This is a genomic window from Allocoleopsis franciscana PCC 7113 (assembly GCF_000317515.1).
In the GTDB taxonomy this organism is placed as follows: Bacteria; Cyanobacteriota; Cyanobacteriia; order Cyanobacteriales; family Coleofasciculaceae; genus Allocoleopsis; species Allocoleopsis franciscana.
The window spans coordinates 183,216-197,593 of record NC_019738.1 but is presented as its reverse complement, the minus strand read 5'-3'; the positions used below and the strand labels follow the sequence as shown (position 1 = coordinate 197,593).

13 protein-coding genes are annotated in these 14,378 nt (G+C 42.7%); 5 read left to right on the top strand and 8 right to left on the bottom strand.

The window, feature by feature from the left end; genetic code table 11:
• Window positions 1-14 precede the first annotated feature (14 nt).
• The 5 genes from MIC7113_RS00830 to MIC7113_RS00810 all read left to right on the top strand — a co-directional run bounded on the left by MIC7113_RS00830 (window position 15) and on the right by MIC7113_RS00810 (window position 8,568).
• Window positions 15-2,252, top strand: a complete 2,238-nt coding sequence (locus tag MIC7113_RS00830; RefSeq protein ID WP_015180275.1) for a CHASE2 domain-containing protein — start codon at window positions 15-17, stop codon at window positions 2,250-2,252.
• Window positions 2,253-2,843: 591 nt separating this feature from the next.
• Window positions 2,844-4,301 carry a mechanosensitive ion channel domain-containing protein gene (locus tag MIC7113_RS00825; RefSeq protein ID WP_015180274.1) on the top strand — a complete coding sequence of 486 codons (1,458 nt, stop codon included), beginning with the start codon at window positions 2,844-2,846 and terminating at the stop codon, window positions 4,299-4,301.
• A gap of 59 nt (window positions 4,302-4,360) precedes the next feature.
• Entirely contained in the window at window positions 4,361-5,455 is a 1,095-nt protein-coding gene (locus MIC7113_RS00820) for a GAF domain-containing protein (protein ID WP_226883575.1), read from the top strand.
• A 74-nt stretch (window positions 5,456-5,529) separates the two neighbouring features.
• Window positions 5,530-6,234: a Crp/Fnr family transcriptional regulator gene (locus tag MIC7113_RS00815; protein WP_015180272.1), complete on the top strand. Its 705-nt coding sequence runs from the start codon at window positions 5,530-5,532 to the stop codon at window positions 6,232-6,234.
• Window positions 6,235-6,888: 654 nt separating this feature from the next.
• Window positions 6,889-8,568 carry a GAF domain-containing sensor histidine kinase gene (locus tag MIC7113_RS00810; RefSeq protein ID WP_081594699.1) on the top strand — a complete coding sequence of 560 codons (1,680 nt, stop codon included), beginning with the start codon at window positions 6,889-6,891 and terminating at the stop codon, window positions 8,566-8,568.
• A 17-nt stretch (window positions 8,569-8,585) separates the two neighbouring features.
• Here MIC7113_RS00810 and MIC7113_RS00805 read toward each other — a convergent pair whose 3' ends face one another.
• The 8 genes from MIC7113_RS00805 to MIC7113_RS00780 all read right to left on the bottom strand — a co-directional run bounded on the left by MIC7113_RS00805 (window position 8,586) and on the right by MIC7113_RS00780 (window position 14,342).
• Window positions 8,586-8,777, bottom strand: coding sequence for a DUF2949 domain-containing protein (locus tag MIC7113_RS00805; RefSeq protein WP_015180269.1), 192 nt, complete (start codon window positions 8,775-8,777; stop codon window positions 8,586-8,588).
• A gap of 786 nt (window positions 8,778-9,563) precedes the next feature.
• On the bottom strand, window positions 9,564-10,094 hold the full coding sequence (locus MIC7113_RS00800; RefSeq protein ID WP_015180268.1) for a cysteine hydrolase family protein: 531 nt from the start codon (window positions 10,092-10,094) through the stop codon (window positions 9,564-9,566).
• 128 nt (window positions 10,095-10,222) lie between these two features.
• A complete protein-coding gene (locus MIC7113_RS34365) occupies window positions 10,223-10,468 on the bottom strand; it encodes an HNH endonuclease (RefSeq protein WP_015180267.1) in 246 nt (81 codons plus the stop codon).
• Window positions 10,465-10,827, bottom strand: coding sequence for a hypothetical protein (locus tag MIC7113_RS00795; RefSeq protein ID WP_015180266.1), 363 nt, complete (start codon window positions 10,825-10,827; stop codon window positions 10,465-10,467). Before MIC7113_RS00795 ends, MIC7113_RS34365 begins: the two co-directional genes overlap by 4 nt.
• A gap of 143 nt (window positions 10,828-10,970) precedes the next feature.
• Window positions 10,971-12,173: a HEPN domain-containing protein gene (locus MIC7113_RS00790; RefSeq protein WP_015180265.1), complete on the bottom strand. Its 1,203-nt coding sequence runs from the start codon at window positions 12,171-12,173 to the stop codon at window positions 10,971-10,973.
• Window positions 12,174-12,303: 130 nt separating this feature from the next.
• The gene (locus MIC7113_RS35770) at window positions 12,304-12,468 is read right to left on the bottom strand and encodes a hypothetical protein (protein ID WP_015180264.1); all 165 of its coding nucleotides are present in this window, start codon (window positions 12,466-12,468) and stop codon (window positions 12,304-12,306) included.
• A gap of 239 nt (window positions 12,469-12,707) precedes the next feature.
• A complete protein-coding gene (locus MIC7113_RS00785; RefSeq protein WP_041779841.1) occupies window positions 12,708-13,556 on the bottom strand; it encodes a YwiC-like family protein in 849 nt (282 codons plus the stop codon).
• A 300-nt stretch (window positions 13,557-13,856) separates the two neighbouring features.
• Window positions 13,857-14,342 carry a hypothetical protein gene (locus MIC7113_RS00780; protein WP_015180262.1) on the bottom strand — a complete coding sequence of 162 codons (486 nt, stop codon included), beginning with the start codon at window positions 14,340-14,342 and terminating at the stop codon, window positions 13,857-13,859.
• Between the last annotated feature and the right edge of the window lie 36 nt (window positions 14,343-14,378).

The window sequence follows — 14,378 nt, the reverse complement described above, 5'->3', positions numbered from 1 at the left end:
TTGAACACAATCTTATGAAAGAACGATTCAAGCGGTTGCTTTGGAATTGGCGCGGGGTGTGGATTACGGCTCCCACGACGGCAGGATTAGTGATTCTCCTGCGAATGCTGGGCCTTTTACAGCCTTGGGAGTGGACTGCTTATGATCAGTATTTTCGGCTGCGTCCCCTTGAATCAAAAGACGAGCGAATTGTGATTGTCGGTATTGATGAAGCCGATATCCGAGCCATTGGACAACCCATTATTCCCGATGAAGTGTATGCGCGATTATTAGAAAAACTCAAAGCGATGCAGCCGAGAGCTATCGGGTTGGACATTTATCGCGATTTACCTGTAGAACCGGGTCATAAGAAATTAGTTCAGGTGTTTAAATCTACCCCGAATCTCATTGGAATTCAAAAGGTAGTAGGAAATAGCAGCCGAGAGGCAGTGGCACCTCCCCCCGTACTCAAAGCGAAAGGACAAGTGGGTTCTAATGATTTGATCGTGGATGCTGATAACAAAATACGGCGTGATTTGTTATTTGTACAGACTCCACAAGGGGAAATGATGCCCAGTTTGGGTATGTATTTGGCGTTGCTGTATCTGGAGAAGGAAGGCATCCAGATCCAAGAAATTCCAGAAACAACCAATTGGCGGTTGGGTAAAACAACTTTTGAGCGCTTTCAATCCCATGATGGGGGATATATCCGAGCAGATGATGGAGGCTACCAGGTATTGTTGAATTACCGGGGACCGAGCAATCGCTTCACCATTGTCCCGATGAGAGATATTCTCAACGATAAGGTGCCGAAGGATTGGGGGCGCGATCGCATCATTTTAATTGGTGGAGTGAGTGAGACTTTCCCCGATTTATACTTTACCCCTTACAGTAGCACTCTGCTCAGCAGCCCAGAGCGCATGGCTGGGGTAGAAATTCATGCTAATATCACCAGTCAGGTACTCAGCGCCGCTGTTGAAGGTCGTTCTCTGCTCAAGAGTTGGCCTGAACCCTTAGAGTGGCTGTGGGTTTTGGTTTGGGCTACCGTAGGTGGTGTTTTAAGTTGGCAGGGACGATACACCGGTGGGGTTACCAATTTGTCCATCCATCGCGCATTGGGGCCACTTCTAGCTGGCGGAACTTTGGTCGGCAGCACCTATATAGCTTTTGTGGGGGGATGGTGGATACCGGTTATTCCACCCGTTTTAGCTTTGTCGGGTTCTGCCTTGGTCATTATGGCTTATATTGCTCAAACGGCTAGAGGAATTCGTAAGACGTTTGGGCGCTATTTGACGGATGAAGTGGTTGCTAATTTACTAGAACATCCTGAAGGATTAAAACTCGGTGGCGAGAGACGGAAAATTACAATTTTGACGTCGGATTTAAGAGGATTCACAGCTCTATCGGAACGATTATCTCCTGAAGAGGTGATTAAAGTTCTCAACCTTTACTTAGGGTACATGGCAGATGTGATTACTCAGTACCAGGGAACTATTGATGAGTTTATGGGGGATGGAATTTTAGTTTTGTTTGGTGCTCCTACGGCGAGAGAGGATGATGCTCAAAGAGCGATCGCCTGTGGAATTGCCATGCAGCTAGCCATGGATTCAGTTAATGAAAAAATGAAGCAATTAGACTTGCCACACCTAGAAATGGGTATTGGAATCAATACGGGTGATGTAGTCGTGGGGAATATTGGCTCAGAGAAACGTACCAAGTACGGTGTTGTAGGTAGCCAAGTTAACCTAACTTACCGCATTGAATCTTATACAGTAGGAGGTCAAGTACTGATATCAGAATTAACCTTAAAAGAAGCTGGCTCAATTGTTAAAGTGGAGGGGCAAAAGGAGGTCTATACCAAAGGTGTTAAAAAGCCCGTCACCATCTATGATATTGTCGGGATTAGTGGAGAATACAATCTATTTTTGAAACAACAAGAAGAAGAATTCTTTCCATTGGCTGAAGCTATTCCGATTCAATACGCTATTCTCGATGGGAAGCATGTTAGTGCTGTTATGTTAAGAGGCAATTTAGTCAAACTATCGGCTAAAGGGGCTGAAGTCAGTTCTCAATCTCCTGTCGTTGCTTTAAGTAATATTAAATTCAATTTATTAACTTCAAATACCCCAGACTCAGCCACTGAAGATATCTATGCAAAAGTTATCGAAAAAAAGACGGACAATGGAAATTTTTGCATTCATTTTACTTCTTTACCCCCAGATATAGAAGCAATGCTCGATGAACTTTACGAATCTACCTCTTCTCATCATTAATGCCGAGATAGTGAAATAATAACCCTCGATGAAAGAGATAGATTGAAGTTAATATTGGTAGGTTCTGAGTAATACATCCTGATTTGCTCCTCACATTGCAGGAAATGGTAAAACAAGAATCCCTAAGCCTAAGTCGAAGTCGGATCGAGTAATTTAATCTGGCGCTGAAACGCCCTAAGATACTTTATTTAGCTCCAGCCAAATGAAGTTATGAATACATTGGGCGGGATTGAAACATAAATTATCTCATAACCCTAAATTAATCTTTTTAAATTAATCTGGCTAATGAATTTTATAATTCTTTTATAATCGGTATTTAAGTAATAAGTTAACTCAAGGGTAAAGTATAAAGGATGTTAGCGCATTATGAAATATGAAGTATGCCATTACATCACCTCCAAAGAAATCAGGGGGAGACATGACAAATCTCATTGTTTTACACCTGAATCTTGAATCCTGCTGAAGCTACCGATGTCTTTAAAAATATTTCATCCTATCATTTAGAAATAGCTACCTCCCTTATCCTCCACAAGCCAGAGTTCTTCAGTTACAGAAGATTTTCTTTCATCCCTACACATGTAACGGACAATAATGAACAATATTCCGCAGGAAATTTTCACAAGAATCTACCATATTGTGGCTTCACCCCTTTTTAAACTTGGGGACACTCCTGTATCAATTGGCTCAATATTTCAACTTATTTTATCATTACTATTCGTTTTTTTTATTACTCGTGCTTGCAAGAATTTCCTTAAGCATCGACTGCTTATTAGATTGAACATTGATGAGGGTAATCGAGAAGCGATCGCAACCATCATTAGTTATAGTTTTGGCACATTAGGTTTAATCGTCGTCCTGCAAACAACTGGCTTTAATCTTGCTTCTTTAGCCGTCTTAGTCGGTGGCTTAGGTGTTGGAATTGGATTAGGATTACAAGACGCAACAAAAAACTTTGTCAGTGGTTTAACTTTATTGCTGGAAAGAAAGTTGAAGGTGGGAGACTTTGTTGAACTTAATAGTCTTTCAGGCTTTATAAGAGAAATTTCAATTCGCTCTACTTTAATTCGTACAAGAGATGGAGCATATGTAGTCGTTCCTAATAGCAAACTGGCAGAGGATAGAATTGTCAACTGGAGCTATGATGGCTTCAAGTCAAGAATTAAAGTTCCTGTGGGTGTTTCCTACAACAGCGATCCAGTAGTCGTAACAGAAATTCTTTTAAAGTCAGCGTATATGGAAAAAGCCGTATTTCATGAGCCGACTCCCGAAGTTATTTTTAAGGGCTTTATGGATAGTTGTTTAGGTTTTGAACTCTGGGTATGGGTAAATCGAATTGACCGAGAACCTCAGATTAAAAGCTCTTTGAATTTTATCATTGAATATAACTTACGCCAACAAGGAATCACGATTCCCTTCCCACAAATGGATTTGTGGTTTCGTAATGCTGAAGTATTCAGCCCAAGCCCGATTTCTAGGAGTAATGGACACGATACACCTCAAATGGTGCAGCAAGAATTACCTAAACAACTGTCAAAGCCCTTAGCGATTAGAGATTTGCTCAGGCAAGTTACTTACTTTCACAATTTTACTGACTTAGAATTACGGCAATTGATTGAAATCGGGTATCGCAAACGTCTAGGAGAATCCAGAATCTTATTTCGAGAAGGCGATCCAGGGGATGCCTTTTATATTATTCTTTCGGGTTCTATCGAAGTCTTTGTCGAGAAGTTGGATAAGCGGCTCACAACCCTAGAAACAGGGAATTTTTTTGGAGAACTTTCTTTAATGTTAGGCATTCCTCGGACAGCATCCGTTCGAGCCTTAGAAGATACTATTTTATTTGTGATCAATAACAAGGGATTTGAAAAACTATTGCACGAACAGCCAGAGTTAGCCGAAATTATCATTGAAGAGTTAGGCAAGCATCAAGAAGAATTAGCGGAGCGGCAACAGCAGTTACGAGCGATGGGGTTAGTGGATGCCGCAGAGGATGATAAAAATCCTGTAGCTTGGGTTCGGAAACGGTTAAATAACCTCTTTAGCCTTTAAGTTAGTAATAAGTCAAAAAGAAAGCTGATAGTACTGAGTTGGGCATCGAGATATCCTAAGTGACAGGCGTCCTGCTTGTTCGGCAAAGCCTCCTGAACCATCATTACCAGCTTTCAGCTAAGGTGCATTTTACTAACGAGGGAAAGATGAGCGATCGCAGCCCAACACAAAACCCACTCATTCAGGAAATAACTGAACTACGCCGAGAAGTTGCCCACCTTAGGGGCGTAAAAACCGTGTTTGATGCTCAGCAGGAACTCATGAGGAGTTTAGTAACCATGTTGCAAACATCAAATGGAACCTTAATGTTAAGGGGATTGTTGCAACAAACGTTGAGCATTGCTCGTCGCATCACCAACGCTGAAGAAGGGAGTCTATTTTTACTTGATGAGTCCGGTATTGTCACCGAGAGTATCCTAGCTCGCGGCGCTACCATCCGCGCACAGAAACAACGACTAATTGGCGAAGTTTTAAACAAAGGATTGGCAGGCTGGGTTGTCCGAAACCGCCAAGTTGGATTGATCACCGACACATTAAAGGATGAGCGCTGGATCACACTACACAATCAGCCTTACGAAGTTCGCTCTGCACTCTGTGTTCCCATCCTCAAGGGTAAGCTATTACTCGGTGTTCTCACGCTAATGCACTCACAGCCAGAACACTTTAGTCCCGATTCCGCACGTTTAATGCAGATGACGGCTCAGCAAATGGCTATAATTCTGGAAAATGCCGAACTTTATAGTAAATTCCGACACGCTGACTCAGAATTACAGCATAAAGAGTTAAACCTCATTGAAGAAGAGATGACGAGTGAGGATGAATTATCGAAGCTCGGCATTTATATTATGTTTGGAGATGGGAATTTTCTCTACGTTAACCATCGGTTCGCTGAAATTTTTGGCTATACCTTTGGGGAACTCATCTCCTTGGAGTCAGTAATCAACCTCGTTACTCCCAAGAATCGTGGTTTTATAGCTAAGCAAATTAATCAATGTCTTCAGGGGCAAATTCAACGCCTTTTATGTCGATTTAAAGGGCAACGGAAAGATGGCAGACAGATTGAGCTAAAAATTTGCGGAACCCGAACTAAATTGTACGGCAAGTTTGTGATTATCGGAGCTTTAGCGGAAGCTGAATCAACGTTAGTTAAATAATAAAATGTCAAGTATGAAAAATAAAATTTTGATTTCAACCTTCAACCTCCACCCTGCAATATTTTAAGATAACCTTGCAAGCCACCATCGAGGAACTCTCTCAAATTCTGGTTTTTCGGCATTTAGAGCCTTCAGAGTTAGAACGCTTACAACCCTTTAGCCAAGTTCAGCAATACCAGCAAGGGGAAATCCTCATGCAAGAAGGCGATCGCCTTTCCTCAAAACTGCACAGTCTGCTTAAGGGTTCTTTGCGTGTCACCAAGACAGCGCCAACTGGCAAGGAAACCATCCTCCGCACCTTATTCGCTGGAGAAATTTTTGCAGCACCCGCTATTTTTGGCAATGGGATTGCTCCCGCCACTGTCACCGCCGAGACGAATTGCCAGATTCTCACGATTGAACGGGATGGCTTAGTAGAGGCTATTCGCCAAACGCCTGAGATCGCTTTGCGAATGCTGAGTGTCTTCAATCAGCGACTCCAACTGCTTCATGATACGGTTCATGGATTAGTCTCCGAACGAGCGATCGTGCGCTTGGCACAGTTCATTCAGTATTTTGTTTCTCACTCTGGAACCGAAATCACTCCGGAAGGTCAGCGACTGAACATCAAACTTCCCTATTATCAAATTGCCCGCAGTATTGGGATTACCTATGAAGAGTGCGTGCGGTTGTTTAAGACGATTCAGTCAGTTGTCACGTACAGTCGTGGGGGTAAAATTACGGTGTTAGACTTAGAAGCTTTAGCCGCGATTGCCTCTGGTAATGACAGTTTTGTATGAGCCTTCTGGGCATCAAAACCTTTAAAAAGCAATCTTGTTTGAAGTTTTCACAAATTCTTCACACTTATTCTTTACTCTTTAAATATAAGCCTTTGGACACTGAAACCCTCTCGCCTCGATGGGAACGAGAGGGCATTTTTTTTGGTAATTGATTTTTAGGTTTGACAGAGTTTGTATTCAGTCTCCTGGGTGAAGATAGATCTTTTCCCCACCGTTAGTGCGAAAACCGACTGATCGCCCCATTCATCTGTTAGCTTCGGCATTTTGGATGACTGAACCGACACTCTAAGAGTCGCTGTCACCAACGCACGAGAGAGCCACAAAAGCGCTTTGGTGAGTTCAATACCAAGTCCCTCCGTAAATATACGGTTGCAGAATTTATTTTATTTGACCTTTCATTGAGAAAGAACTAGAGCTTCACTCCTCAGTTCCTTGGGTGCAACGATGCAGTTGAGAGATAGCAACCGCATCTACTCTCAAATCCCCCTCGAATTAAGGATAGATAGCAACATTTTGAGTATTATTCCTAAAGCTCTCCGCCATACACAGCAAGCCCTGAACAACTCCTTGTTTTCATTGTTCCAGCTTTACCGCCGGCAGGAAAACATCACAATACCTACCCCTAGATTGCAGAGGCTTCCCACACCAAAAGCCATGTCCGCACCATACCCTGACAATGAGAATCAACGGCTTCTGGCACTCCAGCGTTATCAAATTCTCGATACCTTACCGGAACAAGCATTTGACGATCTGACCGTGCTAGCTGCCTCGATTTGCGACACACCCATTGCCTTAGTCAGCCTAGTGGATGAAAAACGGCAGTGGTTTAAGTCAAAAGTTGGACTGGAAGCCACAGAAACACCCAGAGAAATGGCTTTCTGCGCTCATGCCATTCTTTCGCCTTCAGAGCCGCTGATTGTGCCCAATGCTTTAGAGGATGAGCGGTTTGCCTCCAATCCGCTCGTTGTAAGTGACCCTAACATTCGGTTTTATTCAGGAGTTCCCCTCGTGACACCGGATCACTTCCCCTTGGGCACCCTTTGTGTGATTGACCGGGTTCCACGCCAGTTAACCAGTCAGCAACTCACTGCGCTTCAAGCTTTGGCGCGGCAAGTGATCAGCCAGCTAGAGCTACGGCTGAATCTCGCTAAGTTAGAGCAGACAGTGGTGCAGCAGAAATGTACAGAGGAAGCACTGCTCAGCAGTGTTGCAACCAATCGTGCTCTGTTGAATGCCATCCCCGACTTGATGTTTCGCCTCAATCGAGATGGTGTTTTTGTGAACTACCAAGCACCAAAAGAGAGCCAGTTGTTTCTCTACGAAGCTGATTTCCTGGGCAAAAAAGTACAGGAGGTTCTGCCCAGTTCCATCGCTCAACCCTTTCTGGAGGGTATGGAACAAGCTCGACAAACGGGTGAACTACAAGTTTTGGAGTATCAATGGTCTTGGCAAGGAAACACATCGTATTGGGAAGCGCGGTTGGCAGTCTGTGAAGGGGATGAAATCGTGGCGATTCTACGTAATATCACGGAACGTAAACAGGTAGAAGACGAACTACGTGAGACTCTCAAAAAAGAGAAAGAACTTAATGAACTCAAATCTCGCTTTATTTCCACGGCATCCCATGAATTTCGCACTCCTCTAACGGCCATTTTAGGGTCAGCGGAATTACTAGAGTGTTACAGCGATAAGTGGAGTGACCAGAAAAAACAAGTTCACTTTGAGCGGATTTACTCCCGCGTCAAACACATGACTCAAATGTTGGATGATGTCTTACTAGTCGGTAAGGCTGAAGCCGGAAAATTAGAGTTTAATCCTGCTCCGATGAACGTGATTGAGTTCTGTCACGGTTTGGTGGAAGAGTTACAACTCTCTACGGGTCGTCAACACACCATCATCTTTACGCCTCAAGGTTCAGGTTGTAAATCCGATAGCTCTCCCGATTTAAATCTTTGTATTTCCGTGGCTCTGGATGAAAAACTCTTGTTCCATATTTTGAGTAACTTACTCTCAAATGCTATCAAGTATTCCCCGGTTGGTAGTACCATTGGCTTTATTCTCACCTGCCTCGACAGCCATTTGGAATTTCAGATACAAGACCAAGGTATCGGGATTCCAGAAGAAGACCAGCCCCGTTTATTTGAAGCATTCCATCGCGCTAACAATGCCAGTAAGTTTCCTGGGACAGGGCTAGGTTTAGTGGTTGTGAAAAATGCTGTTGAGTTACATGGTGGCTCTATCAAAGTCAACAGTCAAATGGGTGTGGGAACAACCTTTACCGTGACGCTCCCACTCATTACTTCTAGTGGTGAAAAGGAAATCGGCATGGAGTGAAGTATACCTAAAAACCGCTAAGCCGTTTCTAACCACTCAAAAATTCTATCTAACTGCTCCAACGTCACCAATCCGTATTGCCAAAGAATCATCGGCAATACATTGGCGGTATCGGGATGATGACGGATAGCTAGATCAATAGAAGCCGATGGAATCGCCAACTCATCTTGCAAAAAACCAATTAAACTGTGGAACCGTGTAGACTTCATTAACTTGAACGTGAAACAAAAATTTTGAGCATCTTAGTCCTGAAACCTGACAGGAAAATCACCTATCCTGGAAATGATCACTGACTGAGCGTTGGCTCAACGAGAGAATGTCCTGGTTATGCAATTCTACTGTTAGACACAACTACTGAACGTTATAGACTGCTCCGGTTACTTTACCAAATCTTTGTCATAACATCCCTCATGTCTCTAAAATTGAAACAATCTTGGGTATGAGGGTGATTATAGGTTGTTTTAAGAAATAAGGCTTCACCTGAAGAGTTCACCCGATTGGGTGAAAAAGCAAGAAAGTCCAGAAAGCTTTATTAACATCAACTCAAAAAGAGCAAACACTCCGAAAGCGCCCAGCTTAATAAAGCTAAAACCATCAGGCAGAAGGTGAGGTATTCACTGTACTCCATTTTGGCACCTCAATGGACTCTAAGTACATTCAGTCGCTCAGGAATCTAAACCTGTTCACATTAAAAATAAGAAAAACTATGTTTTTCTACTTCTATCTAAAGTCAAGGCATTTATGAGCAACTGAAAAATCAACCCATGTAAATCAGAGTGACACTGATCCTGTTCAAAAATCCGCTGTTCAATATTTAGTCAGCACTTTAATCGGAGTTTTACTCATTGTTCTTCTAGCTGCCAGTGCTTATTACAGAATTTTTAACTTCTAATTTGTCTTCATCAGAGAGAGTGTCCATCACACGGACACCCTCTTTACATTGGCTTGCCTTCTTGCACTAGTTCGCTAATCTCCCATCCTGATCGCACTTTGTTCTAAGGTGCAGCTAGGGAACCCCCACTGAGTCCAGCATCGCGGAGTCGCATCGCACCAATATTCCGGCTGAGTACCGCCAATCCTGCAAGGTGTGCCTGTAACCCTGCTGTACTCGCACAGCAATCTGTGAAGACAATGGGTTCAATGCCAATGTCGAACAAATCCATGGCGATTTTCAGAACGCACATATCGGTATCAATGCCAACAATCGAGATCTGTTCAATACGCTGCTGGCGGAGGTAGTCGGTTAACTCATCCGGCATCCCGCATAGTCCCAGTTTGGAAAAGATGAATTCCTGTTGAGCAAAGGGTTGGAGTTCCGGAACAACGTCGGTTTCTGGCTCCCGATTACAACTATGCCAATTGAGGAAGCGATTATATGGGCCATCGGGTGCGTTCACAAATCGAGTAAACAAAAGGGGTGAATAGCGATCGCGTTCGATTAAACTGACGATTCGTTGGGGGATATGATGTGTAAATGTGTTGATGAAACCGACCTGCACATCGACGATTAATAAAGGTTGAGACATTGAGAAGCTCTGAGGAAGCAGTGGATAGGGTCAGGAGTGGATAGTTTCATCATCAAAGTTTTAAGCTATAACTTCTACCCGTCTCAAGGCATAATCTTTTAGAATCTAGGCGATCGCAGATGATTGCCTTAACTCTCTACTGCTACATGAGCATCGATTGAAGCTATATCGCTTCCCTTATGTTTGTTGCACAGCGTGCATGAGAGCGCCAAGTTATCAGCTTCGGTTAATCCGCCATGTTTTTCAGCAATGATATGGTCTATTTCGTGAGGGGCGAATGCAGTTGCTTCAGAAATCAGGCAGTATTCACAGCATCCTTTGCCACGCTCGCAAACGAGGCGTCTTAGCGCAGATGGAATATATGTGCTGCTCATTTCTGACTCAATTCCTTGAGTTTTAGGTATGCTTTCGCCTTTGCCATCCGGATTAAGTGTTCAAGGTATTGATATTGCTCCCAAATCTGTGACTCAGTAGGCGTTAAACCTTGGGTGCGGTTCTTGTCTAGCAGGCTACTGATTTGAGCTTGCAAGCTTTCAGAGGGACGCAGGGCAATAATTTCTTCGGGTGTAGGGAGTGTTGCTAAAAATTCCAAGACTTCAGCTACACCTGTAAATCCCGTTTGAGAACTGGCATTCAACTCCCGCAATCCCAATTCCAAGATTTGCGGTAGTTTGTCTTCTAGCAAACTCAGTCGCGATACGAATTCTTCGGGGAGATCGAGTGTAATCTGCATGATGACCTCTCGGAGGCTTTGGAATCACTATAACAACTGCGAGAAGTCCCTTTGAGTAAAATCTCGGACAAAAAGCGATCGCTTTTTTCGTTGCAGAGGAGGGGAGGTGCGATCATAGATTCAGCGCCTGTGAGATTCCTTACCTATCTTTCTATTTCAGTTATCTTTACTTCTAATAATTTCAATACCTTGTTTAAAGTATCGCTCCACTCTTTATGCTGCTGACTATAATGTTGATCTGAAAGAATAATTTTTATTTTTCCTACAAGTTGCTTCAAATTTCCAATTTCTGTACTTGATTTAACAATAGCCAAATGTTCTGTGCATTCTCTTACCGCATTATCAATATCTGTCGTAATATCCTGACCTCGGTTTGCTGCTACACCAAGCGATAGAAATTTGTCTAGATAAATTTTCAATAATCCTTCTTCGTATTCTTGTACGCTAAAAATCTCCTTGCTTTGGTGAATTTTAGCAATTTGTTCGCTAACAAATTTACAGACTATAAGCATACTATTAACTGCTTTCACAGCTTCATCCAGGGTTTTAGCTTGAATTTTATACCGGATATCCATATCTGGAACTAAATCATGAAGATACTTAACTTGCTCGTGGATATGTTTCTTTTTGGGTTGCGTTTTAGGTAATCTTTCGTACAGCATTATTAGGTGATGACCACACATCTTTAATCCATTTTTACCTCTGTCATACTTTTTAACGACAGCGTTATGATAATCTAACTCTACCCAAAGAGCTTTCAAAAACTTTTCTGCTGCTTGATGTGAATGAAATATTGTATTCTGGATGTCAATTAGGTTTGAGGTTGATGCTTCAATATCTACAGCCCCTCTTTCAAGAAAATCCTTTGCTTCTTCGCGTAAATGTTGTAAGAAGTTACCTAAACTCCAAATTGCATTGAAAGCGTAATATCCTAGTTCAAATTCTTGTAATATCTGATCTTGTTCGATTGAATTCAAAGAACATTTCATTTTTTCTGTTAAATTTTCCACAAAATTCAAAACATCAATTCCTGCGGCACAACAAACAGTAGGATAGTTAATATAATAAATTTCTCCTCTTAGTTTAAATGGTTTTCTGCCAATATCAAAAATTGATAGCGTCTTTTTGGAATACATATCCCAATACCAAATCCCTATTTTGTCGAAAAGATTAGAACCTTCAAACTCTCCAAAAATTTTTTTATCTTCCGGAGAAAGACTAAAACTAGAATTCGGACAAAACAGTTTTAGAGCTTCTATTCGACGGCGAAATTTAACGGTAATACCTTGTTTAATGAGTTCAGTATCAATTTCTTGCATTCTGTTCTCAAATTCTTCCTGATTCATTATTCCTTCTCCCTAAAACTGAGTTTTTCGTATGAGCAGTAAGCTACTGCTGTAACTCCCTTAAAAAATTACCCCCGAAAGAAAACTCTCCAGGGGTTTTGAACAACAATTCATGCGTGCTGTCCCGCTTTTACTTTTGAGTGTCAGCGGGAAGTTGAAGCTGCTCTAATGGTCGAGATAGCCAGATAGATATCTCTCTCTGTCCATCCTTATAGACCACTCCGCCACTCAGTAGCGACAGAACGAGCAGTATAGGTGGCACTTGTCGAGTGAACAAGTTCACAGACGGTTTCATGATGTAGTCCTTTCAGAATTTATCTGATCGGAACACACAGGCTGTGTGCCGATCCGGCACCACACATGAATTGCTGCAAGTCGATTCTAGCCCATCGAAGAACAAGTCTACCACCAGGCAGAATACAGAGCTGAACACACCCCGTACAAAAAATCCCCAATCATCGAGGATTGGGGAATCCCAGAAATTTAGTATCGATTCACTATTCAATAGCCTCTAATTCTACTGAACGCTTAGGTCTAAAATCTCGTTAAATGAGCTGGCAAAATTGAAAGAGCAACAAGGGTGAGGAAACAGAAAGCCGTTCCCGTTTCGAGCATCGCTACCCATTGAATTTTTGCAGTGCGATACCATTCCTGATTTAAGGCAATAAGACCAAATTTGAGCAGCGCTAATCCAAATGCTAAAGCCGCGATTAAAGGTAGCCAACCCAGATAGTAGAGGGTCGCAACAATTAAGGTTGCGATCGCATGATAAACCACTCCCGGAACGATGGAACTCGTTTTCGGCTTACGCAACTTGACGGTAAAAATGGTGCTGGAAAAGTAGAGCGTGTTGAGTACCCATAACCCCATTGCCGTAGCTGAAAGGGTGCCAGTGGTAGCGGCGTAGGCAAGAGGAGCACAAAGGCAAACCGCTGCAAAGGTAATGAACTCATTGAAAATGGATTTTTGTTCGCGGTGGAAAACGGAAACCGCATCCACAACCAGTGCTGCAACGGCTCCTAAGTAGAGCCACAAAAGTATCGGGAAACTGAGATAGAGGTAAAATGCGATCGCAAGTGACACAGCAGAGTACACCCCGCCCCACACTAGAAAACGAGGCTTGAGACTCCGCCGTTGCTTGATTTGAAGGACAATGGGATGCTCAGCCTGAAAGCCAAAGAACGCACACACCAAAGCCAATGTAGTTGCCAGTGTCCAAGCTTGCGCTAATGCAGCTCCAGTCAGGAAAGATACCAGCAACACGACATAAACCCCATGTTCATGAGAAATTGTCGGTCGATACCAAATTTGAGAATTGGATTTAGTACTGCTTGCATCCGATAAAGGTTTTTCTGTTACCCCATTGATGGCTGGCTGAGTCATGTCAATACTTGCATTCAAAGTTTAAAATCTCAAATTGTTATGACATCTGTATTGGCTCTTTTTCAACTACCTCTTGCGCGATTTACCACTTTGTTTGTTAATTACAGCCTTAGTTCCTTCAGGCAAATCTCTATGGTTAAAACTATGAAGACTATTGAAGGTTTATTGAGCATCATTTCTTTGACAAGCAATCATCGTTTTAACCTGTTACATCTGTCTATCATTCTGTAGAATACACCCTCAAGGTAGAAAACTAATCCTCAAAAAGTTGGATCACTACAACGACTGATTCAAAATTCGTTAAGCGGCAGATTGCACATACGGTTTTTCATTACGTGCGGCAACAATAAGGACTAAACAAAGGGCTGCGATCGCTTTTTGCCATTCCTTCCGTACCTTCTCCTCTTCAACCCCATCAAAGGTCGCGAGCAAGCGAGGAATTGACCGTTCTAAAGCCGGACGAGGTACGGGACGATGTAGTTCAACTAAGCGAGTCAGGCTTTCTTGATGGTTGAGGAAACCAATCACCCACGTAGTTGTATGGTCTGGGCTATCAGGAACTCGCTGGAGGTTTAACTCATTTTTCAGCCAATCGTAAAAAGCTGGTAATTTCTCAGCCAAAACACCTCCGGCTGTCGGTAAAGTTTCTTTGAGGAGTTGAGTGTCCAAACTTCCTAATAATTCGTTGACGGCAGGAAAGGTCAGAAACTCTTGCAAACTGAATGATAGTAATGTTTCTAACTCAGCGGTGGATAGTCCAAGGTGTTGAGAAAAAATGTTCAGCATTGACAAGAAAACTAAATTGATCAGACTGGATTAACG